The sequence below is a fragment of the Microcoleus sp. w1-18aA5 genome (assembly GCF_036701705.1).
GTDB lineage: Bacteria > Cyanobacteriota > Cyanobacteriia > Cyanobacteriales > Microcoleaceae > Microcoleus.
Genome location: NZ_JAUPTE010000005.1, coordinates 42,224 through 67,834 on the forward strand (window position 1 = coordinate 42,224; position 25,611 = coordinate 67,834).

19 protein-coding genes and 3 tRNA genes are annotated in these 25,611 nt (G+C 46.7%); 7 read left to right on the forward strand and 15 right to left on the reverse strand.

The features are described from left to right. Positions 1–83: 83 nt before the first annotated feature. From Q5691_RS03155 to Q5691_RS03185, 7 genes are all read right to left on the reverse strand, one after another. On the reverse strand, positions 84–1,352 hold the full coding sequence (locus tag Q5691_RS03155; protein WP_333215553.1) for a WcaI family glycosyltransferase: 1,269 nt from the start codon (positions 1,350–1,352) through the stop codon (positions 84–86). Positions 1,353–1,514: 162 nt separating this feature from the next. Then, entirely contained in the window at positions 1,515–1,952 is a 438-nt protein-coding gene (locus Q5691_RS03160; protein WP_015178537.1) for an ATP-binding protein, read from the reverse strand. 547 nt (positions 1,953–2,499) lie between these two features. Next, positions 2,500–3,501 carry a sugar transferase gene (locus Q5691_RS03165; protein WP_333084651.1) on the reverse strand — a complete coding sequence of 334 codons (1,002 nt, stop codon included), beginning with the start codon at positions 3,499–3,501 and terminating at the stop codon, positions 2,500–2,502. A 396-nt stretch (positions 3,502–3,897) separates the two neighbouring features. After that, a complete protein-coding gene (locus tag Q5691_RS03170) occupies positions 3,898–4,566 on the reverse strand; it encodes a DUF3318 domain-containing protein (RefSeq protein ID WP_333109239.1) in 669 nt (222 codons plus the stop codon). A 504-nt stretch (positions 4,567–5,070) separates the two neighbouring features. Beyond that, positions 5,071–5,268: a hypothetical protein gene (locus Q5691_RS03175; RefSeq protein WP_333311348.1), complete on the reverse strand. Its 198-nt coding sequence runs from the start codon at positions 5,266–5,268 to the stop codon at positions 5,071–5,073. Positions 5,269–5,311: 43 nt separating this feature from the next. Continuing rightward, positions 5,312–6,367, reverse strand: a complete 1,056-nt coding sequence (locus tag Q5691_RS03180) for a hypothetical protein (protein ID WP_333343892.1) — start codon at positions 6,365–6,367, stop codon at positions 5,312–5,314. Between the two features lie 257 nt (positions 6,368–6,624). Beyond that, positions 6,625–8,034 carry a ferredoxin:protochlorophyllide reductase (ATP-dependent) subunit N gene (locus Q5691_RS03185; protein WP_199292772.1) on the reverse strand — a complete coding sequence of 470 codons (1,410 nt, stop codon included), beginning with the start codon at positions 8,032–8,034 and terminating at the stop codon, positions 6,625–6,627. A 239-nt stretch (positions 8,035–8,273) separates the two neighbouring features. Between Q5691_RS03185 and Q5691_RS03190 the strand changes: the two genes are divergently transcribed. After that, the gene (locus Q5691_RS03190) at positions 8,274–8,465 is read left to right on the forward strand and encodes a hypothetical protein (RefSeq protein WP_333215563.1); all 192 of its coding nucleotides are present in this window, start codon (positions 8,274–8,276) and stop codon (positions 8,463–8,465) included. A 47-nt stretch (positions 8,466–8,512) separates the two neighbouring features. Here the strand turns inward: Q5691_RS03190 and Q5691_RS03195 are convergent, their stop codons facing one another. The 3 genes from Q5691_RS03195 to Q5691_RS03205 all read right to left on the reverse strand — a co-directional run bounded on the left by Q5691_RS03195 (position 8,513) and on the right by Q5691_RS03205 (position 13,995). After that, entirely contained in the window at positions 8,513–9,838 is a 1,326-nt protein-coding gene (locus Q5691_RS03195; RefSeq protein WP_333343893.1) for a DUF5331 domain-containing protein, read from the reverse strand. A gap of 34 nt (positions 9,839–9,872) precedes the next feature. Further along, the gene (bchL, locus tag Q5691_RS03200) at positions 9,873–10,739 is read right to left on the reverse strand and encodes a ferredoxin:protochlorophyllide reductase (ATP-dependent) iron-sulfur ATP-binding protein (protein ID WP_006634709.1); all 867 of its coding nucleotides are present in this window, start codon (positions 10,737–10,739) and stop codon (positions 9,873–9,875) included. A gap of 1,093 nt (positions 10,740–11,832) precedes the next feature. Beyond that, positions 11,833–13,995, reverse strand: coding sequence for a CBS domain-containing protein (locus Q5691_RS03205; RefSeq protein ID WP_333211911.1), 2,163 nt, complete (start codon positions 13,993–13,995; stop codon positions 11,833–11,835). Between the two features lie 145 nt (positions 13,996–14,140). On the opposite strand from Q5691_RS03205, the gene Q5691_RS03210 reads away from it, so the two are divergent. Continuing rightward, positions 14,141–16,699 carry a PhoD-like phosphatase gene (locus Q5691_RS03210; RefSeq protein WP_333211910.1) on the forward strand — a complete coding sequence of 853 codons (2,559 nt, stop codon included), beginning with the start codon at positions 14,141–14,143 and terminating at the stop codon, positions 16,697–16,699. 294 nt (positions 16,700–16,993) lie between these two features. Continuing rightward, positions 16,994–17,212, forward strand: a complete 219-nt coding sequence (locus Q5691_RS03215) for a hypothetical protein (RefSeq protein ID WP_333311354.1) — start codon at positions 16,994–16,996, stop codon at positions 17,210–17,212. A 73-nt stretch (positions 17,213–17,285) separates the two neighbouring features. On the opposite strand, the gene Q5691_RS03220 is transcribed toward Q5691_RS03215, so the two are convergent. The 4 genes from Q5691_RS03220 to Q5691_RS03235 form a co-directional block, all read right to left on the reverse strand. Further along, positions 17,286–17,357: transfer RNA gene (locus tag Q5691_RS03220), tRNA-Thr, on the reverse strand. A 73-nt stretch (positions 17,358–17,430) separates the two neighbouring features. After that, positions 17,431–17,512 (reverse strand) — tRNA-Tyr (locus tag Q5691_RS03225). 197 nt (positions 17,513–17,709) lie between these two features. Then, the gene (locus tag Q5691_RS03230) at positions 17,710–19,530 is read right to left on the reverse strand and encodes an ABC transporter ATP-binding protein (RefSeq protein ID WP_333343894.1); all 1,821 of its coding nucleotides are present in this window, start codon (positions 19,528–19,530) and stop codon (positions 17,710–17,712) included. 288 nt (positions 19,531–19,818) lie between these two features. Beyond that, on the reverse strand, positions 19,819–19,959 hold the full coding sequence (locus tag Q5691_RS03235) for a hypothetical protein (protein ID WP_172188980.1): 141 nt from the start codon (positions 19,957–19,959) through the stop codon (positions 19,819–19,821). Positions 19,960–20,178: 219 nt separating this feature from the next. On the opposite strand from Q5691_RS03235, the gene Q5691_RS03240 reads away from it, so the two are divergent. The 4 genes from Q5691_RS03240 (at position 20,179) to Q5691_RS03255 (ending at position 23,725) form a co-directional block, all read left to right on the forward strand. Next, positions 20,179–20,250: transfer RNA gene (locus Q5691_RS03240), tRNA-Gly, on the forward strand. A gap of 252 nt (positions 20,251–20,502) precedes the next feature. After that, entirely contained in the window at positions 20,503–20,907 is a 405-nt protein-coding gene (locus tag Q5691_RS03245) for a hypothetical protein (RefSeq protein ID WP_333084666.1), read from the forward strand. A 4-nt stretch (positions 20,908–20,911) separates the two neighbouring features. Beyond that, complete coding sequence (locus Q5691_RS03250; RefSeq protein WP_333211906.1) at positions 20,912–22,177, forward strand: glutamate-5-semialdehyde dehydrogenase; 1,266 nt, start codon at positions 20,912–20,914, stop codon at positions 22,175–22,177. A gap of 405 nt (positions 22,178–22,582) precedes the next feature. Beyond that, complete coding sequence (locus tag Q5691_RS03255; RefSeq protein WP_333343895.1) at positions 22,583–23,725, forward strand: fatty acid desaturase; 1,143 nt, start codon at positions 22,583–22,585, stop codon at positions 23,723–23,725. Positions 23,726–23,843: 118 nt separating this feature from the next. On the opposite strand, the gene Q5691_RS03260 is transcribed toward Q5691_RS03255, so the two are convergent. Further along, positions 23,844–25,547 (reverse strand): lipoxygenase family protein, encoded by a 1,704-nt coding sequence (locus tag Q5691_RS03260; RefSeq protein ID WP_333343896.1) that lies wholly within the window; start codon positions 25,545–25,547, stop codon positions 23,844–23,846. Between the last annotated feature and the right edge of the window lie 64 nt (positions 25,548–25,611).

The window sequence follows — 25,611 nt, forward strand, 5'->3', positions numbered from 1 at the left end:
TGGTTTATCTTAACGAGCGTTCGTTCAGTAGTGCTCGGAAAATCTTTTGCCACTGTAAGCACGGGCGGTTTCAAGCGCTTATCTTATTTCGGCAAAGGCTCCAATATTTTCTCCGCATGACTCGCTGCCACCGCCGCAAATAAAGCTTCATAATGATTCAAAGCTTCCTCAAATCCGTAATTCTCCACAGCATAATTTCTGCCTTGCTCGCCCAACGCATCCACCTTAGCAGGGTGCAAGTACAAATCCTCAACCGCCTCAGCCAAAGCCTGCGGATCTTCCGGCGCTACCACCACCCCGCCACCGCTTTGCTGCACTGCTTTTTGGGCCGTACCAGTTTCAGGAACCGAAGCCAAAATTGCCCGACCGCTGGCGAGAATTACTTGAATTTTTGAAGGCATATTGAAGTTAGTAACGCGACGCTTTTGTACTACTAAACTAACATCAGCAGCAGCTAACAATTCGGGCAATTTTTCTCGCGGTTCAAATGGTAGCAACATTACATTATTAGCTTTGTAAGTTTCGCAATCTTGTTGCAAGCGCGCCAAGGCTGTTGATTCCCCCACAATTACAAAAGCGATTTCGGGTATGTGTTTCAAACGAGCCGCTGCTTGGACAACTGTTTGCAAGCCTTGAGTTAGGGCAATATTGCCTGCATAGAGAACGACAAATTTGCCCTTGAGTTTGTGAGTTTCTCGAAATGAGTTACTTTCCTTGGGTAAGGGCCGAATGAAATTGACATCAACCCAATTGGGAACGCAAACTATTTTTTCGGGGGGTACTCCCTGAGAATGCAATTTTTTGACAAAACCGCTGTCGATGACGCTGACTTGGCTGGCTGTGCTGTAGGCCAATTTTTCCAAAGCGTCAGCAATGCGAACTAGCAGTCCGTTTTTTTTGACCAAGCCGACGCGCACGGCTGCTTCTGAGACGATATCCTGAACGTTGAGGACGATCGGGCAAGCGCGAATCCAGCCGTAAAAGGCGACTGGGACGCAAATCGGTAAAGGGGGCATTGTCGAGAAAATCACGTCGGGACGCCAGCCTCTGAAAGCTTGGACGGCGCTGGAGACAACAAAACTGCCGTCTAGCACAAGTCGGTCTAGGAGGCTGGGGTGGGGGCCGTTGACGCGCAGATAGCTGCGCTGAATTGTGACACCGTTGTGTTCTTCTGTGAGGTAAAATTTGCCCTCATATTGCGGATAAATCCGGCGCTGCGGATAGTTTGGCATTCCTGTGACGACTCGGACTTGGTGGCCGCGCTTGACTAAGCCTTGCGCTAGTTCTGTCATCAGGGGGGCAATGCCGATCGGCTCTGGATAGTAGTTATATGAATAAATTAGAATACGCATAATATTTATTTTGAAGCAAATTGTCCTCCAGCCGCGTGCATCGAGCCTGTACCCGCAGAATTGCAGAGGATGTGGTTGGATTCCGGGTAGGACAATAGGGGAGCGAGGGGATCTTCCACTCCTTGCGAAAGAAGCCGCCCTGACCGGGCGGGTATCGGGCCATCAGGTAATGTTTTTTCGCATTACCAGGCAGTTTCGGCGATCGTCGGTACGGATATACCGAAGGTCGTCTGTGAGCTTGTACATGAACACCAGTCCCCTTTCTCCCTCTCTGTCCAAAGGATCGCGCTGCTCTTGCATGATTGAGTGCAGCTTTGCTTCTAAGTTGAAGGGTTGACCCCTGTCCCAAATCCTAATTTCTAAATAATCGGCAAACACTTTTACCTCAATGTCGATGGGCGTCGTGGGGGGCAAGTTCTGGTGAGCGTGGCGGACAGCGTTTGTAAAGCCTTCGTTGATTATCAGCCGACACTGCCACCAGAAATCCGCTGGTATCATGGGCAAAACGATATTCTCCAACCATTCCAAAACGGATGTTAAAGCATTCAGGTCTGTTTCAACCTGCAGGTGCCACTCGGCCTTTGGTTGCTTGTCTTTCATCTTTCTTCCCCCTGGTCGGCCCCCACCACCGCTGTACTCAGCGCCGGAGGGAGAGAAAAAGGAGGGCAAGGTCTTGGCAACATATTAGTTAAGTCAAGCTTGAGTTGAAGAAGCCCGTTTTGCCTCAAGGTGAGCATTCCTTTCGCACCATTTACTCGCACAGCAAATGAGAGACTTCCGATACTGTAATCCGCCTCGGTAGGGCGTTTAAATAGGGAAAATTCCCGAGTCAGCTTGCGAGGAAGTGATTTAAGCTTCGACCGTGTTAGGAGTCGCTACTTTTCTAAACACAGGTGAGTTCTTCTCGTCCTCGAAAATTATGCTGGGCTCATTTGAGTATGACCTCGAACTCGCCAATTGCTAATTATTAATGCTCTGATTGCAGAGCTGGCAACTAGCTGTGTATTTTCTTGGCGTGTGAATTTTAACACTTAATGCTAACGTAGGTATCGCTAGTGATCGTCTGCTTGACTAAGTATCGAGTTCGAGTTCCCGCCCCCCGTTGGCAACAGCACCTCAAAGTTCAGTGGTGGGTTGTTGAGGGTTCCTACACAGCGCCACTATTTTTGTTAAACAGGACTGTTACAGTTTTGACAATTAGTTTGAGGTCATACACCAGGCTCCAGTTTTGTTGGTATTTTAAATCTAAACGGATGACATCTTCAAAATCGCGGACTTGAGAGCGACCGTTGACTTGCCATTCCCCTGTCATCCCAGGTTTGACATCCAAACGTTGCCACTGAGGGACTTCGTAGCGCTCAACTTCGTCTGGGGTAGGCGGTCTAGTGCCGACTAGACTCATTTCGCCTTTGAGCACGTTCCAAAACTGCGGCAGTTCATCAAGGCTGGTTTTGCGTAAGATGCGCCCGACCTTGGTAATCCGCGGGTCGTTGTCATTTTTGAAAAATGCGCCAGAAGCCTGATTTTTGATTTGGGCTTTCATGGCTTCGGCGTTGGTACACATCGATCGAAATTTCCAAATCCGAAATTGTCTGCCCATCCAGCCACAGCGGGTTTGACCGAAAAATATCGGGCCTGGATCGTTGATAGTGATAGCTGCAGCTATGGGTACGAGCAAAATTCCTGTAATTATCAAACCGACTATTGCCCCAACAATGTCTATCAGCCGCTTCACCCACGATTGCACTGAGGGGTGGGTCATCGGTAGCTGATTGTCCGAGGGCTTGGTCTCTGTGGGAGTTGAGGTTGCAGAGGGCTGCTCGATCGTCAGCACTTGATCTAGGCTGGTGAGAGCAAATACTGCCATCACCTGCGGCTTGAGGCTTCGGAGCACCAAGTCGCTACCACGCTGTTTGGCAAATTTCAGATTGCTGACTAAAGCACCGATCCCGCTACTGTCGATGAATGTCGTCTGACTGAAGTCTAGGACAATCTTGCTGGGAACGGTGGTGCTTTCCGAAAAAAGTTGCTGGCAGGTTGTCTTGAAGTTTACAGCTTCAAGTACGCTCAAGCGCACGGGTATGTGAACTGAGGGAATTTCGTCCGAGTACGTTACCCGAAAATCTGCCTCTGGGGTTTGACTGACCATGAAGTCCTGGTTTCAAATTTCAAGCTTATGTCTTTAGCCTATTCTGTCCTAGCAGCTCCACCTTTACCAAATATTATGGTTAACAAAAGGCTAGCTTTATACAAACTTTACAAAAACGCCTGCAAACTCGCCCGCCGAGAATGATATCAAAGGCAAAAATAGACTTAAGTCTACCAGTGCCAGTTTTGGCCCAAAGATTTTTGAACGCAGTCGCGGCCCAACTTTAACATCGGAATCAAGATTTTTGTGGATTCAGGCCGATTAATCTTGTCGTTAATAATTTTCGTGCCTGTCTTGCACCGGATAGCCATCGCAGTTAACAGTTAACAGCTAACACAGAAGTCAACAGTTAACGGTTAACTGGAAAACCCCCGTAACAAGCGTCGGGGGATGAGGTTAAGAATTGTAGACGTTTTCTGACTGGGAGGTTTCGCGGGTGATGGGTTTGACTTTGGCTTTGGCTTTGGCTGCGTTGCGTTTGAGGGCCTGGAGACGAGCTTCGTATTTAGCCCGCTGCTGTTTTTTGGAGGTTTGCTCGATTAAGGTTTTTAAGGCGCTGCCGAGGCTTTTGTAGGCGTTTGGGAGAGTGTAGCCGAAGCGGGTGGCCAGGGCCAGGGCTTTTTCGTCGGCGTCTATTGCTTCTTTTAAACTTTTCTCTCCGTTGTTTTTTTGGAAAAGTCTCCAGCCGGAGACGCCACACAGGGATAGGGCTAATAACAGCAGCAAACCGTCTTGCACCCAAAGTTCGCCGACGGCGCCGCCTAAACCAATGGCGAGGGCTGCCATTTCCCAACCGTCTCTGGGGATGGTGTCGTTTTGAATTCTGGCGACTTCGTGCCAAAATAGGAGGTTGCGCTGATCCATTGCTAGCTGTTCCCAGCGGATCAGGTCTATTTGGATTTCTACCTGGTCTTTGCCTATTTCTTCGCTGCGGATCAGGGTAGGATTAACTTCTATTGTTTTTTCTACTGTTACCCAACTTTGGAGTTCTGGGGGCAGTATGTTTTTCAAGCGCCGGATCTCACTCATCTCGGCTCTTGCTGTAGAGGTTGCATAGGATGTCATAGCTCCGGCCTATTGATTTTCCAAAGGTTAATATGTGTCTATTTCTGGAGTATAGCAAACCTTTAATGCAAATATAGTCTAGCAACGGGGGTCGATCGACTAATACTGGCAATTTTACTTGATTTTAGTCTCAGGGGGCGATCGCAACTGCCGACTCGATCCTTGATTTTCGACTATTTCATCAACAGTTCGATTTCTTGTCGCAATTTCGACCAAGCCGACAAAACTTCCGGCTGAGAAGTTATGCCTTTTTGAACTAAAACAACTCCGTCAAATACTTCAGAAAATCCCTACAAACCTCGCCGTAGAGATTCATCGGCAAAACGCACTCGCCCCCGAACTCTACCTCTGTCAATCGGAGCTTTTAAATTCTTATGCTGTAAATGCCACAAGTCATAATCGACAGCTAATTTTGTAAAAAGGGCGACAACTTAATCCGTGTAATATGAGTCGAAAACCTTGTTTTATAGTCCATTACGGGATATCTCTTTAGGGCAAATAAAGTCATTTAACTCTTCTTTTTGTCCCAACATCCTCTCTTTTTTTGCCTCGTTTAACATTCATTTTTTTTTCTTTTTTTGCTACATGAGCGCGATCGCCCACAGTTTGGTGTTCGAGCGCCCACAGTAGCGAGTCGGAGCGCCCGCTGCTGGCACTAACTACTGGTGTATCCCCTTTCCTTCTTGCAGTGGATCTTACCACTTTTCGGGGATTTACACACATCAGTCAGACGCGATTTAAATGATTAAAGTGACTTGAGAAGACCACTTTCCAACTGATAAATTGCTGCCATGATTCCGCTTTCAGGATTTGTGAGCAGCGACTTTTTGACATCTTTCAAGTATTCTACAATGTGTTCCCGCAAAATCGGTCTTTCTACTTTAACTGTGTGATTGTAATCCCACAAATCCCAGATGATAATCCCGATGCCGACAATAGGGTCGATTAAACTTACTCCCAATTGACTAGCCACTGTACCGCCTGTTTTTGTTGCTACCTTGGCGGCAGCTTTGCTGGCAACTTTTGCCGTAACTTTGCTGCCAACTTTAGCTGCTACTCCCAAAATTAAGGGTTTAGCAATTAAGTAACCGCTACCGCCAACTAATACTTTTAATGATAAATTCGAGACGTTTCCTTTGTCGCTAATTGTGGTGGCAATATCGTTCAGATATTTGTCCCACTGTACTTGCGGTATATTATAACTGTTTTGAACTACTTTCACATTCTTGCTAACTTCGGATATATACAAATTAGCAGTATCTTGAGTGATTAATTGAAATCGCAGTTGAGCGTTTTTGGGTACCAGTACGCGGTTAGCAAATTCTCTTTGAAAGTCTTCGGTTAATTTTTCAGAAACAACACGAGATGCTGCTGTCATATCAAATCTGTTGAGTACGGCAGATTTCACGAAGTTAAAAGGTACGGTAAACTCCATCTTTTTTTGAGTGAAGTAATCAAAGTACCAATCGAGGAAACTATTGTCTACTCGTGCAATTACTTCGCTTTCCCATTTGTCCAACTCTTTTGATGCGAAAGTTTCGGCAGTTATATGGGATTGTTGGATAGCGTTTTTAATGTCTTGGTTGACTTTGCTGAAATCGTGTGGAGGCGAGACTACAACTGCTGTGGTTCCGGTATTTGTTAGTGACTGGGAAATTAGAAAGTTACCTAATAGGGGAATGATGACTACTAGAATTACGATCGTCCAAATCATCGGTGTCACAGTTTTGATAAACTGACCGATAACTCTGAGACGTTCTGTTTTCTCTGAATAGCTAATTTCTTCCTTGTCTTGACTCATGGCGGTTTCTCAACTGATGAGAGTTGGGCTAGTTTCGATTATAGGCGATCGTACTTGCGATCGTGTTACGGGCCTGTGGCCTGGGATTCTGGAAAAGTTGGGGAAAAGTGCACGTGACCAAAGCTAGCCCAAAGGAAATTGATTCAAAAGTACGATCGCACACTTCATCCGCGTTCATCTGCGTCAATCCGCCTACATCAGCGGTTCCCAAAAAAATAAGGTGAGCAAAGCCCACCCTACTATCTTACTAAAAACGATTAAACCTTCGCTTCATTCTTCACCAAATTACCCCAACCCAAATCCTTCAGCGAATTATTCCGGCGCAACGGACGAGTCACCAACTCCAAAATATCCCGCGCATTACCAAAGCCGTGAATCTGAGCAAAAGTAAACTCAACAGACCACTTAGTATTAATTCCCCGCGCTTCCAAAGGATTAGCGTGAGCCATACCAGTAATCACCAAGTCAATATTCTGCTCGTAAATCCGCTGCAACTGATTGTAATTATCTGGTTTTTCCACAATCCGAGGAGTAGGAACTCCCATCTCGTGACAAGTCTTTTCTAACAAAGCCAATTCAGCCGCCTGATAGCGCTTGTCCATGTAAGGAATGCCGATTTCCGGGCAAGTCATGCCGCAGCGAATCAAGAAACGTGCTAAAGAAATCTCTAGCAAATTGTCGCCCATAAAGAAGACAGATTTGCCGCGAATTATTTGCAGGTAATCTTCCAAACCAGCCCAAATTTGCGCTTCCCGTTCGTCCAAACCTTTTGGTTCAATTCCCAACACTGAGCAAATCTTTTCAATCCAAGCGCGAGTTCCGTCAGGGCCAATGGGGAATGGCGCACCAATTAGCTTACACTTGCGGCGGCGCATCAACGTAGAAGCAGTGCGCGACAAGAACGGATTCATGCCCGATACATAATAGCCTTCTTCCAATACTGGCAATTCAGTGTAGCGCTTGGAAGGAAGCCAACCAGAAACCTTAATTCCTTGCTTCTTCAATTCTAAGGTTAGCTGAGTAACAACCGGATCGGGCAAAGAACCGAAAAGTACCAGCGGTGTGTGCTTGACATATTCCGATTCATCTGCTGCAACTTCCTCTTTTTTCTTGCCGAAATTCAGCAGTTGAGAGATAGCATTGCGTTCTTGTTTCTGAGATTCCATCACGGGCGCTTTCTCAGGACATTTAGCAGCCATCGCTGCTAAAACGGTATCTTCCCCTTGAGTAAAAGCGTAATCCAAGCCGTTAGCGCGCGCTGTGACGATGGGAATGCCAATTTCTGCTTCGAGTTTCGGTGCTAACCCTTCCAAATCCATTTTGATGATTTCGGTGGTGCAAGTGCCGATCCAGACAATTACACTGGGGTTACGATCGCGCTTAATTTGCAAGCACAGTCGCTTCAACTCATCATAATCGTTTAACTGAGCGGAAATATCGCCTTCTTCCAACTCAGCCATGGCATAGCGAGGCTCAGCAAAAATCATCACGCCCATTGCGTTTTGCAAGAAATAGCCGCAAGTCTTAGTACCAATTACCAAGAAAAAGCTATCTTCAATTTTTTGATAAAGCCAAGCTACGCAGCTAATTGGACAAAAAGTGTGATAATTGCCTGTTTCGCATTCAAAGTTTAAAGCTTCCGGTTCATTAGTAGTAATAGCAGTCATATCTCAAATCTTCTCCCTTTAAATTGTTTTTCTTCTCGAACAGGACTTGCGGCGGAACGAGGAAACACCTGGATTTTGCGAGCGTCTTGGTGCAATCGCCCAGGAGAGGAATAGGTTGTTTTTCCCCTCGATGACGAACAGGCGCAGTGGCGTGAAAACACCTGTGAAAGCGCGATTGCGACGCACAGCGAACAATAAATAGAAATACCTATTTTTGGGCTAATTCCTGTGAAAAATAGATGCAACCACTCAATATTTCCGCAGCAGTCGCAGCATCCCAAATTCTGGCTAAAAAATTCTGCGCGAGGGCATACAATCCCTCACAGCAGGGATTTAGTTTACTTCAACTTGCTAAGGCAAAAAGCCTTTTGGCAGTTGTGAGTTGGAGCTCATTAAAAATTAACAACTCGCAACTCACAACTCACAAATAGAGCGGGAAACTTCAAGACTAGAAGAGATGCGGGCGATCGCAACAACCTCACTTAAAATCAGATAAAAAGCCGGAAATTTCTTCATCCTCATCGTCGGAATCCAAATCGCCGAGACCTAGAGCATCTAAATCATCTTCGTCAGGATCTCCGGTAGTTGCTTCCCCCAGATCGTCAAGTCCGAGATCGTCGAGGTCGTCCTCATCAGATACAGAGAAATCGTCAATACCGTCATCGTCCAAGTCGCCCAGATCCATATCTAGGTCATCTGAGGTCGCTGTCCCAAAAGGATCGGGTATTTCTTCGGCGACAAACTCTGCATCTTCTTCCCCAAACGGATCGGAAATCCCCGCTTCGAGATCTCCAGAGGTCAAAGTCCCAAATTGTGAGGCTTCATCTTCCTCGTCATCGCCGAGATCGAGACCGCCCAAAGCCAAGGCTTCTTCTTCCTCGTCATCGCCGAGGTCGAGACCGCCCAAAGCCGAGGCTTCTTCTTCCTCGTCATCGCCGAGGTCGAGACCGCCCAAAGCCAAAGCTTCTTCTTCCTCATCGTCGCCCATATCAAAGTCAGATACGGCGTCTTCCTCATCGTCGCCCATATCAAAGTCAGATACGGCGTCTTCCTCATCGTCTTCGAGACCGAGACCGTCCAAAGCCGAGGCTTCTTCCTCGTCATCGCCCATGTCGAAGTCGGAGACCGCTTCTTCCTCGTCATCGTCCATGTCGAAGTCGGAGACCGTTTCTTCCTCGTCATCGTCCATGTCAAAGTCGGAGACCGTCTCTTCCTCGTCATCGCCCATGTCGAAGTCGGAGACCGCTTCTTCCTCAAACTCATCGAAGGATTCCTCCTCTGAGCTCAGTGCTGACGCTGCTGCCAGACCTGCTGCTCCGGCGACTCCGGCGACTACTCCGGCTGTTGCCAAGGCAGCACCGCCCAATTTATTAGATTTGGCTGCGGCGGGTGCTGCAGTTGCAGTTTGAGCTGCGGCGGGTGCCGCAGTGGCAGTTCGAGCTGCGGCGGGTGCTGCAGTTGCAGTTTGAGCTGCTGTGGGTGTTGGAGATTTACCGGCCGTCTGCGGCGCGATATTTGAGGGCATACCCAGCGCGATGTCCGGGTCAAAATTGAGTCCCAACACTTCGATCAGGCTGTCTGCATCCGGCTTGAGTTTTGAGAAGGGCAGCATTAATTGCTGGAGTTCCGGCTCCAGGGCAGCCGCAATTCCCAGGATGAGGTAAGAAACAGGCCTTTTCCCGCCGTCGGGTGTGGCGACCGTGTTCTCAGCCGTCATGTGCAGGAGCAGCCAAGCCCGATTTACCTGGTAGTAGTCCAACCACTTCTGTTTGAGAGCAACTGAAAAAGTATCAAAAAAAGCCATAACCTCTTTATCCTCATCCTGATCGCTAGACCTATTAAACCATCATCAGGTCTAGCTCATCTTCCTCCTTCTTGACCACTGGTTGCACTGGATTTAGATAAAAATCTGAAAGTAAGGCAAATAATTCGCGATCGGGCGTGTCGTTGGGCACTACTCCTTCGGGCATTGCCAAAATCTGGTCAGCGATGTTGAGGTAGTAATCGCAGACGTAGTTGAGGGAAGGATCGCTTTCGGCCATCTCAAACAATGTTTTGCCTTTGACGCGAGAAACGCGGATATCTTCAATCAGGGGCAGCACTTCCAGCACCGGCATCGGTACAGAGTCAATGTACTTGTCGATCAAGTCGCGCTTTGAGGTGCGGTTGCCAATTAAACCGGCGAGCCGCAACGGGTGAGTGCGGGCTTTTTCGCGGACTGAGGCGGCGATGCGGTTGGCTGCAAATAAAGCGTCGAACCCGTTGTCGGTAACAATCATGCAGTAATCCGCGTAGTTTAAGGGGGCTGCAAAACCGCCGCACACTACGTCACCGAGTACGTCGAACAGGATGATGTCGTATTCGTCGAAGGCATTGAGTTCTTTGAGCAGTTTTACGGTTTCACCGACTACATAGCCGCCGCAGCCAGCTCCTGCGGGAGGGCCGCCTGCTTCTACGCAGTCAACGCCGCCGTAGCCTTTGTAGATGACATCTTCAGGCCAAACGTCTTCGTAGTGATAGTCCTTTTGCTGAAGGGTGTCAATAATTGTGGGGATCAAGAAGCCAGTGAGGGTAAATGTGCTGTCGTGCTTTGGATCGCAACCGATTTGCAAAACTTTTTTGCCGCGCTTGGCTAGGGCAACGGAGATGTTGCAGCTTGTTGTCGATTTACCAATTCCACCTTTTCCGTAAACTGCTAGTTTCACTCTTGGTTCTCCTATAGGTTTCTATCAAAACGATGAGGGCTGGGTTTTCATGCTTTTTTTTGATCGCCCAATTGTTATAGCCCAATTGCAATAGCCCAATTGCAATTCCCTTACTGTCAGTCGATTTGAGATTTCAAATTTGAGATTAAAGAATGGACTCCACAGATGAATCTGGGGCTTCTCTCTAACTAAAATTTTCTATCTCGACGACTTTTGTTTGGGGCTTGTATCCGTCTTTGGGTTAGGCCAATTTTGGACTCGGCCCTTAGTCACCTCGTTGAAAGCATTATTAGCTAACTTGCGATGAAAGGAAAGGGGGCGTCTAAATGAAAATGCTAGTAAATTTGTTTATTTTGCATCTTTGGGAATCTTAACTGGTTTTTTGATATAAAAATCTATTTTTAGATTATTTTTAGATTTTAAATTAATTTTAGAATACTTTCTTAATATAAAGAGGTACAAAAACAAAACAAAAATTAACTTCTCAAACAATCTGGGCTTTTGGCTTTGGGGCTAGGATGCAGGCAGTTGATGGCTTGTGCGGGTAAGTGGAACGGTCATAAACGCGCTAGTGGATGAGGCAAACTCGAAGTGAGTTCGGATCAGTTGGGTCAGGGGAGAGCAAAGTGATGGGATTTTAGATTTTAGATTTTAGATTTTAGATTGGCAAACATTGACTTTGCTGGGGTTTCGGGTGTTTTGTAAAAAATTGTGAATTTTTAGGAAATGGTGGGGAGTCGGAGAGTGGGGGAGTGAGTCGGGAAGAGGGAGAAAGTTATGGGATTTTAGATTTTAGATTGGCAAACATTGACTTTGCTGGGGTTTCGGGTGTTTTGTAAAAAATTGTGAATTTTTAGGAAATGGTGGGGAGTTGGAGAGTGGGGGAGTGAGTCGGGAAGAGGGAGAGTGGATGGGGAGAGTGGGGGATTGGGAGAATATCATGTCTTCCCCATGACTACTGATACCAGTTGAAAAAAAGAATGCAACTGTAGGCCCGTGATCCAAACCACGAGCTTAATGAGTCATTTCCAATTCTTCAATTCTTCAATTCTTCAATTCTTAAATCTAAAATCTAAAATCCTATGACTGCTGACTAATGACCACTGACGATCGGAATCTCGATCGCAAATTCAGTGCCCCGTCCAGCTTCCGAAACGCAATCGAGTCGCCCCCCGTGCTGTTCGACAACTAAATGGTAAGAAATCGACAGTCCCAACCCAGTGCCCTTGCCGACTGGTTTGGTAGTAAAAAACGGGTCAAATAATTGGTGGCGAATCTCATCCGGTATGCCCCGCCCGTTGTCGGAAATGCGGATCGCGACAAAATCGCCGCCAACAACTTCAGTACGAATTTTAATTGTGGGAACAGTCAATGGAGAATTAGGATTTGACGGGGGTGAATTTTTCGCATTTCTCGCCGCCCATTCCCCTTTCTGGATTTCTTCATCCAAAGCATCAATAGCATTGCCGATAATATTCATGAACACCTGATTGATCTGACCGGCACAGCACTCGATGTTGGGCAAATTGCCGTATTCTTTAATAATGTGAATAGTTGGATGTGCGCCGTGGGCTTTGAGCCGGTGCTGCAAAATCAACAAAGTGGTTTCAAGTCCCTCGTGAATATCAACGAGCTTGATGTTAGATTGATCCGATCGCGAAAAATTACGCATCGACACAACTATTTGGCGGATGCGCTCGGTTCCTACTTGCATAGAAGACAGGATCTTAGATAAGTCTTCTACCAAAAAATCGACTTCCATATCTGCTGCTGCTTTCCGAATTTCCGAGACGGGTTCGGGATAGTGCTGCTGGTAAAGTTGCAACAGTTGGAGCAATTCTTTGATGTAGTGGCTGGCGTGGGAAAGGTTGCCGTAGATAAAATTAACAGGGTTGTTAATTTCGTGAGCGATACCGGCAATCATTTGTCCCAAAGAAGACATTTTTTCGGTTTGCACCAATTGAGTTTGAGTTTGCTGCAACTTTCGCACAGTTTCCTCTAATTGCTGCGCTTGATTTTTCAAGCAAGTTTGCTTTCGCCGCAGGACTTCTTCAACTCGCTGGCGCTTGATAATATCCCGTCTCAACAATTCATTTGATTCTAAAAGTTGAGCGGTGCGTTCTTCAACTTGTTGTTTTAAGTCGTCGTGAGCTTGGCGCAGAGCTTCTTGAGCCCGCTGCCGCTCTAAAATTTCTTGCTGCAAAAGTTCGTTGGCTTTCTGCAATTGGGTGGCTCGATCGTCCACTGCTTGTTGCAACAGCTCGATCGTCCCATACATTTCAGATTGGTTAAAAACTTGCGGCAAACTTGTCTGAGACACAACGCCCAAAAGTTCTCCCTGGTTGCCAACTACTACCAAACGACGGACGCAGTGGCGCTGCATGGACTGGTGGACACTCCAGAGGGAATCGGCGGGAGATATGCAAAATAAAGGCGCACTCATGGCCCTTGCTGCTGGGATTTCGGAGAGGTTTAATTCGAGGGCGTGAAACTGCACGATGTCGCGCTCGGTGACAATGCCGATCGGAATTTGATAATTTTGTGTTGGTGCGATCGCCCGATCAGGATGCTGAGTTGGCTCTTGGACAATGACGACGGAACTAACTCGATGCTTGACCATGAGCTGGGCTAAATCGAGGGCTGAGGCAGTTGTTGGGGCCCAAATGACTTCTTTCGTCATCACATCTGCTGCACAGCGCAAATTGGTTAGCAAGTTAATCGGTTGCAGAGCTTCGTGAATGGCTTCGCGGGTGATGATGCCGACAAGTCGCGAGTCGTCGTCCACTACGGGCAAATGCCGGATGGAGTGCTGGCGCAACGTGAACATAGCTGTGAAAATATCTTGAGACTCGGATTGTTTGAGGGTAATGGGCGATCGAGTCATTACGTCAGCAATTGTCAGTCCGACTGTACAAGCTGCGACGGTAGTTAGCTTGACGATATCCCGTTCTGTAAAAATGCCGATCGGGCGATTATCTTCGACGACTAATACGCAACTGCGCTTGGCTGCGCTAGCAACAGCGTTTTGTTTTTCGCCACAAAGGTGACAGGAGACGCGCATCGGGTTCATGAGAGCCAACACCTGGGCGATCGGGGTTTCTGGAGCCACGGTGAGGGGGTGGCGGTCGATCGCCCTATCTAAGGGCGAGGAGTAGATTGGCCGGCTGTTGGGCCGTCCAGCGGGTTCTGATGATGTAATTACCGACAAGTGCGGGGCTGAATCTCGGAAATGTTGTAATTGTTCTTCTTGTAGCATGATTATTAATTTTACTTAATGAGTTGTTACAATTTTGGAGACTTGGGTTGGCAGACTTAGCATTAATTAAGCGAGTGACAGATGCTTGATCGCCTAAAATCTGATTGCTAGAACACTCTTATTTAATTTTTATTTTTTAAATCCTATGTCGTGGACTCCCTTAAGTCATCGAATTCATCACTTGCCGCTGATCCTTGCGGGCCCGATTTTGCGCCGGACTGAAAGTCGGGCCGTGACAGTTTGGCTGGCTCTGAAAGCACCCCGCCAAGTCGAACTCAAGGTTTATTCGACGGAGGGCGGAACCGGCGAAATTGTCGATCGGCCATTGCTGCAAGGTGCGAACTCTACCGTACAGCTCGGCAAATACCTGCACGTAGTCGCGGTGACTGCTAAACCAATTAATAGCAATGTCTTGACATCTGGGGAAATTTATGCTTATGACATCAAGTTTGCGGGGAGTAGCGAGTCGCCGTCGGCGGGTGCAGTCCCAGAAAATGAGAAAGAAAATCTCATTTCTTGCCTGTGGCCTGCCACTCCTGATTTATCGGCTTTGGGGCCGGAGACGATTAGTTATTTCGCTCACCAGTTGCCCACTTTTGCCCTGCCGCCACAGGATTTAAACTATTTGCGTATCGTTCACGGTTCTTGTCGCAAGCCCCACGGAGACGGCAGAGATGCGCTGCCAATCTTGGATAATTCGATCGAACAGTTTGCAGGTACGGCAAATAGCAGGCCCCACCAACTGTTTTTAACCGGCGACCAAATTTACGGCGACGACGTGGCCGATGCGATGCTGTGGGCTTTGACGGATGCTGGCGATACCCTGTTGGGCTGGGAAGAGAGTCTACCCCTGATGGATGATGCCCAAATTAAAAAGAATTTGTGTATCAGTATACCTAAAAATTCGGCAAACGAAAATGCAGGTGGCCAAGAGAGGGAAATTTTTAGAGAGTCCCCTATTCAGAAACCATCTGATGCTGAATATGAGTCCAAAAAACCAATTGAGTTAAAACCGGGGACTCGCAGCGATATTGCCAGAGATTTTGGCGGCTTTACGGCGATGTTGGTAAATAAACCCGCCAATGCTAAAAGTCACTTATTTAGCTTGGGCGAATATTATGCGATGTATTTGTTAGTTTGGTCGCCGGTACTCTGGTGTACGAGTTTTCCGAAGGGTAAGGATATTTGCCCAAATTCTAAGCAGGCAAAAGTCTGGGATAGAGAAGTTGTTGAACTTGACGGTTTTGCTCGCAATTTGTGGAGAGTGAGGAGGGCGCTAGCGAATATTCCTACTTATATGATTTGCGATGACCATGATGTTAGCGACGATTTTTATTTGAATCGAGAGTGGTGTTACCGGGTGCTGGGAAAGCCACTGGGCCGGCGGGTGGTGCAGAATGCTTTGCTTGCTTACGCTGTGTTTCAGGCTTGGGGAAATACGCCTGCACAGTTCGATCGCGAAAAACCGGGAGATAAATTATTAAAGGCGGCTGAAAAATGGTCGGCTTCGGCGGGGACTGATGTTTCTGCTTGGGAGGAGGCGGCTTCGTATTTGGGAATTCCAAAACTCGATCCGAAAACTCATTTGCCTAAGTTGAAATTAGATGAAGATGTTTTTATTTTGGATCGAGATGACGAGGGTGTAAATGAGGTTTTGAATTGGCATTTTATTGTGAGAAGTTTTAAGCATGAGGTGATTGTGCTGGATACGCGGAGTTGGCGGGGGTATCCGGTGAAAAGCGCGATCGATCCGCCGATGCTTTTGACTCACAAAGGTTTTGAGGAGCAAATTCAGCAGCCTTTGCAAGAAACTAATTTGCTGAATAAAACTGGGGAGTTTGAGATTGAGGCGACGCTAGTAGTTGTGCCGACAAATTTGGTTGGTTTGTGGATTATTGATGCGGTGCAAAAGCGGGATGTGGAACAGGGGAAGGTTTTTAATAGCGATGCGGGGGATGCTTGGAATTTTCACGAGTTGGCTTTTGTGAAGCTGTTGTCGGAGTTTTTTAAGCAGCGCGATCGGGTGATTGTGTTGAGCGGGGATATTCACTATGCTGCTGCTGTGCGGCTGAGTTATTGGTCTGATTGTCATTTTGGCGATTCTCGATCGAATATTGAGCCTTTGAATCTGGCGAATTATCAATCAAATTGTCACTATTCTGTGTTGGCGCAGTTGACTGCTAGTGCTTTTATCAATGAAGAGTGGAAAACGCATTTAATTCATACTAAGATTAAGTCGCTGCTTCCTGAGCGATCGCACGAATGTTTGGGATGGAATGAGCCGCTGGAATTAATGAAAATCCCCAGGAGTAGCAGAAAGAAAGCTCTGGAGGCTGCTGTTAGGAATAGACAATCTCTGCCTGATTGGGGTTATCGAATTGACTGGATTAAACGGCAAAGAGCTCGGGTGTTTTTGCTGCTAGAAAAGGGAACTCCGTCAGATAGAACACATAAAAATAAACAATTGTCATTCCTGCGTAGGTTGTGGAATTTTATATCGCTGTTGTGGCGCAATCGCTGGCTGCAAGAGGGTGATGAGATTGTGGGATATAGCAATATTGCGATCGTCAGTTTTCAGTGGCCTGCGGATAGTGATGGGGAGAAAGCGGTGATCCAAAATGTTTATTGGCGGCCGCTTTGGGAGCCGAATAGTGTGGTTTACAGTCAATATTTTGTGCCGCTGGGATTGGATGAGGATGATTAGATTCCCGATTTCTTGAACAAGTCGGGGATTTGGATATGGGTACAATATTGTGATGAGTTTGTGGCAGTGTCCGCCGAGGGGAAACCCTAGTCTCATAGCTAAATTCGGTTGGAACTGAGATGTTACACCATTTTCAAGAACGGGCAAGATGCCCGTTCCACAAGAGATGAATTTTATTGTGGAACAGGCATCTTGCCTGTTCATAAAAGATTTATCGAGAATGGTGCAACATCTCAGTTCCCACTGAGATGTTACACCATTCTCAACTACCCATACTGCCAGCCACTAACAGTGATGTCAAAACCGTGCTTACGAGCTAAACTATGGGTACGATCGATATTAATTAACAGCCCCAACACTACCAGAGATAGCAACAAAGTTTCTCCAGTAGTCGCAGAATTTCCAGAGCCGGCCGACCTGCTCAATCAGTTCAAAGCCAGACGCAAAAAGTCGAGGGCAGACTTGGCAGATATGGAAGTCGTTTTGGACATATTAGAAAACCATCAGCACTAAAGTTGAGCGGAAAACTAACCTTGTTACTGTGCGATGAGCGTGAAACTCTTGATAGATATAGCAGAGAATAGCAAGCCCGTGACGAGATTTGAACTCGTGACTTCCTCCTTACCAAGGAGGTACTCTACCACTGAGTTACACGGGCATAAAAAATTAAGAATCTCCAATTAAAAAATTAATTTTTAATTCTTAAATTTTAACTGTTTATTAAATTGAGGTGGGCCGAGCTAGATTTGAACTAGCGTAGGCGTAGCCAGCGGATTTACAGTCCGCCCCCATTAACCGCTCGGGCATCGACCCATTTCCATCACAGTTATATATCCTAGCACCACAATCTTTATTTGCAACATTATATTTGAAACTCTAATCATTCAGTTAAGAACACATAAGTTAGTTAGCGGTAGACGGGAAAATTGAACACTGTTTAAGGTGTGCATTGCTACGTCTAGGCTGGGTGTCCGCCCGGAGCACCCTAAGTCTAGACTAAGAGGAAATCCCTAATTCACTAATTCCCCGGTTTCTTGCAGGGAGTGCAGGCGGCGGTAAATGCCTTGTTGACTCAAGAGTTCGTCGTGGCTGCCAACTTCGACGATTCTACCGCCGTCGAGTACGACGATCGCATCGGCTTCGCGAATTGTACTCAGTCTGTGGGCAATAATTATGGTGGTGCGCGTACCGAGGATATTTCGCATGGCTATCTGGATCGATCGCTCGCTTTCATAGTCCAAACTAGAAGTAGCCTCATCAAAAATTAACACATCCGGCTCCACCAACAGCGCCCTGGCAATCCCCAATCGCTGCCGCTGACCGCCTGACAAGCGCATTCCTCGCTCCCCGACAACGGTATAGTAACCTTGGGGCAACAGCCGCACAAAATCCTCTACTTTGGCAATGCGACAAGCATCCTCAACTTGCTCGAAAGTTGCATTTCTGTTTCCGTAAGTCAAATTTTCCAGCAAAGTACCGTTAAAAACGTCTACTTCTTGGTGGACAATGGCTAAACGCTGGCGGTAGCGAGTCACGTCTAAGCTGCGAATGTCTTCTCCGTCGATCAGAATGCGGCCGGAGTTTGGTTCAAAGTAGCGAAACAGAAGTTTAACTAAAGTCGATTTCCCGGAACCCGATCGCCCGACTAATGCTACAGTCTGACGGGGATGAATCAATAAATTCACATCTTGCAAAACGGGTTTTTGGCTGTCGTACCCGAATGTCAAACCGCTGAACTCAACTTTGCCGGTAAATTTATAAGGTGGCTGTGCCGATTGAGCATTTTCTGCTAAATTGACCGCATCCACACCGTCTGGCGTTTGCATAAACTCGTGGAACCGGATCATTGAAGAATAGCGCCGCGCCAATAATTCGGCGATAATGCTAATCGGACGCAGTTGGGAATATGCCATGCTTGCCAGGGTGTAGACGGTAACAAAATATCCGAGGGAAATTTTGCCTGCAACCGTGGCTGCTAGGCTAAAACCGAGAACTGAAAACAAACACAACTGGACGATCGTCTGCTGGTATGTCCCCAGGATGACGTATCCTTTGTGAATGCGGTGGATCACGACTTTTGATTCGCGATCGAGTCTGGTTGTTTGCCTTTTGAGTTCATGGCTTTCTGTCGCAAAAGCTTTGACTGTTTTGATGTTGGTGATAATTTCCGAGTTGCGGCTTTCGGTATCTTCGATGTATTCATCCAGACTTTCTTCCTGCGCCGTCACCTGTTGCAGGCCCTTTAAGGTGAAAGTGAGGATAAATAGAAATGAAACCAAAATTAATAAGCCAATCCGCCACTCAATTAAGCAGATAACGGCAAAAATGCCGATTAAGCGAACGACTTCGGGGATGAATTCGCCGGCAATTTCTGGGTAAGTCCAAGTATGGTTGGCGATGCCTTTGGCGATGCGGCTGGCAATCCGTCCGGCGTTGTTTTCGTCGTAGAATTCTAGGGGTAAGGTGAGGATTTTGCCGATCGCACTTCTCATTTGATCGCGCCTTGCCCTCAATGGTATCGCCCAGTGGAACCAATTTCCCACCCAAGGCTGTACCGGTGCTTTGGCGACTGTTACCAGAAAAATTATGCCCAGCAAGACGGATAGCGATAATATTTTGTTGGGTGAGTGCTGGGTAACGGAGGCGATCGCTGTTATGAGTTTTTGCGTTACTGTATCTGTAGGTTGACCCGACAATACGTTTAATATTTGACCGATCGCGTAAGGTACAAGCAAATCGGTTAGTGCCAAAACGCTGGATGCGCCTATGCTATAAACTGAGATTTTCCAGTAGCGACTGTAGTATTTGAAGATGTCCTGAAAGCTTGCCATAAATTCTTGTTGAGATACAACCCTTGCAAACACTTGCATCTAAAATTGCGCTCTCGGCGCGCTTTGTTTACAAGTGTACTACAAAAGTAGTTGATCGGGGAGTCATCTCGGCTCATGCTAGCGAGTCGCCCGATCGGGTGATTTATGGCAATCATTGGATCGTCCGCAATCGATCCGGATTCCAGGGCCATCAATTCCAGGCTAACGGCAAAAAATGCAAAAGACAGAATTTTTCTTAAATTCTGCCTTCTGAGCAAGACCTGATAAGTTTTACGTTTGAGTAGTCTGTTAGCTGAAGGTGTAGGCTGATTGCAGCGCCCACCAGATCAAGAAGCCGATTCCGCCGGCAATGACAATCGCCGAAATGGCGATCGCTATAGGACTGTCAGCTCCCTTGAACTTCATGATTCCGCGATTTAAATCTGACATGACAGTGTTCTCCCACAATTCCAGCTTGATTGTAGCTTTGCCGTCGGCGGATGGCGGTCAATTTTCACGGCAATTACTGATTTGGTTAATGATCTGGCTGCTGAAATTTCCGGTGGGGATAGGCTTTGGGGGTTTTTACAGGGTGTCTGAAAAAAAACTTACTAAAAAGACTTGACAAATTTCGAGAATTGAGACAATATTGTTAATACCGCAGGAAATGCGGGTGTAGCTCAGTGGTAGAGCGTCACCTTGCCAAGGTGAATGTCGCGCGTTCGAATCGCGTCACCCGCTTTAGAAGATAAAAAAATCAAGGAAACCGGAAAGTAGATCAAGAAAGTTTTCGGTATCCTCCTAATGAAGGATGGTTGAAAATACCTAAGTTAGTGGTAAGATTGAATGCAGAACTTGCAAGTCAAAATTGCCGATCGGGCGTGATCTCGGAACAGGCAGTTGAAAGCCTCGCTTTGGCGGAATTGACAAGTTTGATTAAGTGGATATGTTAACGATTATTTTTGTAAAAACGCTTTTTTTATCCGATCGCTAGTGCCCTCTCAAAAAGCTCCCAAGATTGACTTAAACGATGAGTACCCCTGTCCTTGCCGACGCCGGGGTCGTCTAGTTCCCATAACGTTGACAGAAGCCTTGGGCTGCAACCGCTGTCAACAAATATTTGTATTGGACGAAAGTGGATACGTGATCGAGCAACTATCAACGAACTATCCTTACAAGCAGGCTTGGCGGTGGACGGGCAACCAGTGGAACAGAGCGCATCCGGGTTTGAAGGCTTATTACTTGCCACTGGCTTTGGGTATGATATTGGTGCCGCTAGTGATTTGGTTGCCCTTGGCGCTACACTCGCCTGGCCCGAATATTATTCTGTGGGCAATGGTCGCGGTGCTGCTAGCAATGCTGCCGGCGCTGATGGTATGGCTGGCTTATAGGCGTTAGCTAGATGATAATAGAGGATTTTACCCATTCATCAGATGCCGCAAATGTCGCGCGTCGCGCTTATCAAGCTTCTTTGGAGTTGGCTGCGACAAAGAGTGCTGATCGCGCTGCAGGTTTGCAGGCGATGGCGGGCTCGCTGAAACGCCGGCAAAATGACATTTTAGAAGCAAATACTCTGGATCTAGAAGCGAGTCGGGACATGGCGATTCCCGAGTTGATTGTGGAGTGGCTGAAGCTGACGCCGGAACGGATCAAGACAACTGTGCAAATTCTGCAACGGTTGGGGGAAATGCCAGACCCGATCGGTAGGGTGATCAATGCTTCTTATCAGGTCGATCGCTGTCAGGTTTACTGTCAGTCGCTACCACTGGGGGCGATCGCTCTCATTTACGAGGCATTTCCAGAGTTGGGGGCGATCGCTGCTGGTTTGTCTCTCAAAAGCGCTAACAGTTTGATTCTTAAAGGCGGCAGCGAAAGCTGGCAAACTAATACAGTAATTGGAGAAGCTTTGGTTTCGGCGATCGATGAGGTCGGTTTGCCATCGGGATGTTTGCAGATACTGCCGCCGGATCGGGGCGCTTCGATCCGAGAATTGGTCACTCAAGACCAATATCTCAATTTAATTATTCCCTACGGTAGACCAAGTTTGGTGCAGCAGGTGGTTAGGCTGTGTACAGCACCAGTTTTGAGGTCGGCAATGGGAAATTGTTACCTTTATTGGTCGCCGACTGGTAGTTTGGAGATGGCAAGGTGGATGATTTTGGACAGCCATCAAAGCGTTCCCGATCCTGTTAATGCGATCGAGAAAGTGCTGATCGATCGCAACCAAAAGCCTTCTTCCCTAGTCAGGCTGTGGAACAGTTTAAAAGAAAAAGGCTTTCAAATTAGCGGCGATGCGGATCTTGTTGCAGATTTCCCAGAGTTGAAGCTGGCGGAACCATACGAGTGGACTCAACCGTATTTAAACAAAACCATCGCGTTTAAAGTTGTCGATAGTTTAGAGATTGCGATCGGCTGGATCAACCGCTACAGCAGCGGTCACGCTGACTGCATTGCCACTGAATCTTACTTAGAAAGTCGCCAATTTGCTCTGGATGTTAACAGCGCCTCAACTTTTATAAATGCCTCACCTCGGTTTTGGCGTTATCAAAATCGGGGAGATGCGATATTTTTGGGAATGTCCAACCAAAAAGGTTATCGCCGGGGATTGATCGGGTTAGATACGCTGACGACAATTAAAGAAATTGTTCAGGGAAACGGACTTTTTTAATCTTATAAGCTGTTCAGCATTTAAATTTTTTGCCTGAAAGCCATGGTGCAAGGAGTCTAGGCTTCAAAAATCCCAATTTAAATGCGTATCAGCTTAGGTTATTTAGGATTGGTTATTGGGATTAAACCAAACTGAAAAGTGGGAGACTATTATCGATGCGTAAGCCTTTAATAGTTGTTTCTAAAATTTTCTTTATGGGATATAATATCTTCGTAGAACAATCAGGCAGCCTTGATCTAAAGCAATTTGATCGCCAGTTCTCGGATAGCCACAGTGGAGACAGATAAAATCTCCGCATCCTAACAATAAGCCGGATTTATGTGTGGGTTCAATCTCAAATCGGGTACGGGATCTAATTAAATTTAGAAACTTATTAACTCACATGAAAATACTCTTAGCGATCACATGAAATCAGAAAAATCACTCAATACTCTAGACAAGGCGGCAACGCCGACTTTAGGCGGCGAAGAAACGCTAATTCACCACTCGGTATATGTTAAAAAATTGCGTCCGCTGCTGCCGTCAGATGCCTTTGAACCAGATCCTAGCAAGTTAGCAATACTACTCATCAATGCTGCTATTTTATTGCTGGGATGGGGAATTGCTGCTAATCTCGATCGCTGGCCTGTCTATCTTTTAGGGCTTTACTTACCTTTAGCCGTCATCATGGGCAATAGTATCATAGTTTTGCTATTTAGCTCCCACGATTTGATGCACGGTAGCGTTCAGAAAAAGTCGCGCCTCACTTATCCGATCGCCTTTTTGGGACTAAGTATGCTGTTTATGCCGCCTACTCAGTGGAAAAATCTGCACAACCTCGTGCATCACAATAACACGAATTCTTTGGCAGACCCCGATCGCAACTATCTGTACCAGCAACCAGATACTTGGGGAAAATGGATTCAAAATCTGTTTGTCCCGTCGGTGGAAGTCAACCCGGTGTGGTTAATTGTAGGGATGGCCGGTTCGTGGTTAGTGCATAATTTCCGCAATCTCACCTCGGTACTGTTCTTTAACGATAAATCTGTCGATTACGTACCGGCTGCCTTTACAGTTAGTCCTAAAGATAGATTGACAATCGCATTTGAATGTCTGGGAATTTTAGGAATTCATGCCAGCATTTTGTTCTACCTGGGCTTTCATCCGCTGAAAATCGCTCTTGCCTACTTTTTGCCGATCGCAATTGGTCATGCAGGCGCCATGTTTTACATCTATACCAACCACATGGGTTGCCGGATGACCGTCATTAATGACCCGCTGATCAACAGTATGTCAGTGCGGGTTCCTAAAATATTTGACCTGCTGCACTTAAATTTTTCTTACCACACAGAGCATCATATTTTCCCCAGCATCAACTCAGACTATTATCCGATGGTGCAAGAGTTGTTGCAAATTCACTATCCCGGACGCATGAATTTAATAGATGCTGGAGAAGCTTGGCGGTTGCTGATGCAAACACCCCGGCATTATCAAGATGAAGTCACCTTCTCTGATTCCTCTGGTACAATGTGCGTGAATTGCTCGATTGTTGAAGACTATAAAAGCTGAGAATTCGTATTGCAACTCACATTTTGAACCATGCTGAAGAACAGGCTTTTGGGCCTGTTCCACAAAGAATGAATTTTCTTGTGGGGTGGGCGTCTCGCCCGCCCCAAAAAATACAATTTTACATACTGATGCTATTGAGTACCAACGAAGGCTTGAGAGCAAAATAAGGGATTACTCGTTTTTGATTGTTGGCATCAATCCTTTGTTCTGCCATATTCAAATTTTGCTGGAACTGTCTGGCTAAAAATGCGATCGGCGTTCCCTCAAAAACTTCATCGAAGCTCATCCGGTAGAGTTCTTGGAAAGATTTATCGTAATAACCTAAACGGTCATATCGATAAGCTGACAAAATAAACATAATTTTCAGTTGTTCAGCCGCTCGCTTGTACGGAGGAAGCAAGCGTAAAATGTCCTTTTCCGTAATCACTTCGAGAGTCCCAGAAGCATTAATTTTGGGAATGTCCCGGTATGCTGCCAAAGGCATATTGGCAGCAAAACTCATGTATTCATACTGGGGAAAATTGACTGCTGAATGCTGCGGGCCGCAGGTAAAAATTATGGTTGTGACAATTTTAATTAATTGTTCAACTGTGTCGATTTTGCTGGGCATTCCTTTGACTTTACCGCCCTCATTCGAGGCTAATTCTTGGGCCCAAGTTTGCAGTTCCACATCTTGGACGGGTGCTTCATTTGTCGGGTAAAAGAATTTGAGATAGCCTGATACAAAGGTTTCAATTGCATTCCACAGCAGCAATCCATCATCTCGGTAAGGATAGTGAGGCAGTTGATTTGGATCGTCCATGCCCCTATTTTTCAGTTCGGTTGGGAAGGCAAATTGATCCAGACTCCAGTTACTGCAAGCCTCTCTAGCTATTTCCATTGTCTCTGGCAAGCTACCGCTTAGCAAGTCATCGACTGGCCCGCCCGGAGCGATCAAATAAGAACGTGCCAGCTCGTTGTTAGTCAACATAAACCGAAAGTGCGGTTTCAGCAGCAGGCTAAGGGGATGATTTTTAGCCAACTGTCGGGCGGTGACGATCGCGATTGGTTCCATCACCAAATGAGTTCGACCTAAATGCGAACTCATTTCGTGGTGATTGGCATCTGCTACTTGCACGCAGAGTTTCGCAAACAGCCAATCCACAGGAGGATCGAACGGGGTGTAAAGATGGCTATTTGGCGTCGGATCTAGTTGAATGGCGATCGGCACCAGTTCACCGCGATCGCGGATTCCCGTCCACCGCCAAGCGAAAAAAGCTCGCGGTTTTGGCAAGAATTTTCTGCCTTTTTCATAGCTGCCACCTCCAATTTTTGAAGGCGCGCGATAGTGTTGGTCGCTACCCGTATAATCGGCAATGTAAATGTTTTTTTGTTGCAACTCTTGACCCAGATCGAATAATGGGTGAAAGCTGGAAATTTGTGCCAGTGTTTGCGCCCGATGATCTCCGGCATCTAACAAACGAAGCACCATCGGATTTGCTCCAGACAGGCGCTGTTCTGCAAAAGAGCGATCGGTTTGGTAGATTTTGGCAACAGCAGGTAGCGGCAGCAGAGTAAAGAAATCTTCATAGTCTTGGAGCTCATCGAGAGGATCGAGAAAACTTCTCGAATCGGCCGCCAGCATATTTCCGGGAAGTTCCGATGTTGCTAGTATCCGCTCTCCAATATACTTGCTCGAAAAGTTCTCGACTGGTGGCAGATCTTTCAATAATGCCAAAGGTGATAAACTGTCATGGTCAAACTGATAAGCTTGTTGCTGGCGATTCAAGGAATCGCGGCGCTGTTCTGGGTTCGGGTCGTCTTGAGGAAGAGAAGGTTTCATATTGTCTACCATTGTATAAATCAACCCTTTTTTTGTAGTAAAATATCGGATATCATCACTACCG

What these genes read in the sequence shown, in the direction of transcription:
- Q5691_RS03235 (WP_172188980.1), bottom strand. Translation starts at nt 19,959, where the DNA reads ATGTCAGATTTAAATCGCGGAATCATGAAGTTCAAGGGAGCTGACAGT.
- Q5691_RS03180 (WP_333343892.1), bottom strand. Translation starts at nt 6,367, where the DNA reads ATGAGTCAAGACAAGGAAGAAATTAGCTATTCAGAGAAAACAGAACGT.
- Q5691_RS03185 (WP_199292772.1), bottom strand. Translation starts at nt 8,034, where the DNA reads ATGACTGCTATTACTACTAATGAACCGGAAGCTTTAAACTTTGAATGC.
- Q5691_RS03155 (WP_333215553.1), bottom strand. Translation starts at nt 1,352, where the DNA reads ATGCGTATTCTAATTTATTCATATAACTACTATCCAGAGCCGATCGGC.
- Q5691_RS03215 (WP_333311354.1), top strand. Translation starts at nt 16,994, where the DNA reads ATGTCAAAACCGTGCTTACGAGCTAAACTATGGGTACGATCGATATTA.
- Q5691_RS03205 (WP_333211911.1), bottom strand. Translation starts at nt 13,995, where the DNA reads ATGCTACAAGAAGAACAATTACAACATTTCCGAGATTCAGCCCCGCAC.
- Q5691_RS03210 (WP_333211910.1), top strand. Translation starts at nt 14,141, where the DNA reads ATGTCGTGGACTCCCTTAAGTCATCGAATTCATCACTTGCCGCTGATC.
- Q5691_RS03195 (WP_333343893.1), bottom strand. Translation starts at nt 9,838, where the DNA reads ATGGCTTTTTTTGATACTTTTTCAGTTGCTCTCAAACAGAAGTGGTTG.
- Q5691_RS03230 (WP_333343894.1), bottom strand. Translation starts at nt 19,530, where the DNA reads ATGGCAAGCTTTCAGGACATCTTCAAATACTACAGTCGCTACTGGAAA.
- Q5691_RS03170 (WP_333109239.1), bottom strand. Translation starts at nt 4,566, where the DNA reads ATGACATCCTATGCAACCTCTACAGCAAGAGCCGAGATGAGTGAGATC.
- Q5691_RS03190 (WP_333215563.1), top strand. Translation starts at nt 8,274, where the DNA reads ATGCAACCACTCAATATTTCCGCAGCAGTCGCAGCATCCCAAATTCTG.
- Q5691_RS03165 (WP_333084651.1), bottom strand. Translation starts at nt 3,501, where the DNA reads ATGGTCAGTCAAACCCCAGAGGCAGATTTTCGGGTAACGTACTCGGAC.
- Q5691_RS03255 (WP_333343895.1), top strand. Translation starts at nt 22,583, where the DNA reads ATGAAATCAGAAAAATCACTCAATACTCTAGACAAGGCGGCAACGCCG.
- Q5691_RS03260 (WP_333343896.1), bottom strand. Translation starts at nt 25,547, where the DNA reads ATGAAACCTTCTCTTCCTCAAGACGACCCGAACCCAGAACAGCGCCGC.
- Q5691_RS03250 (WP_333211906.1), top strand. Translation starts at nt 20,912, where the DNA reads ATGATAATAGAGGATTTTACCCATTCATCAGATGCCGCAAATGTCGCG.
- Q5691_RS03160 (WP_015178537.1), bottom strand. Translation starts at nt 1,952, where the DNA reads ATGAAAGACAAGCAACCAAAGGCCGAGTGGCACCTGCAGGTTGAAACA.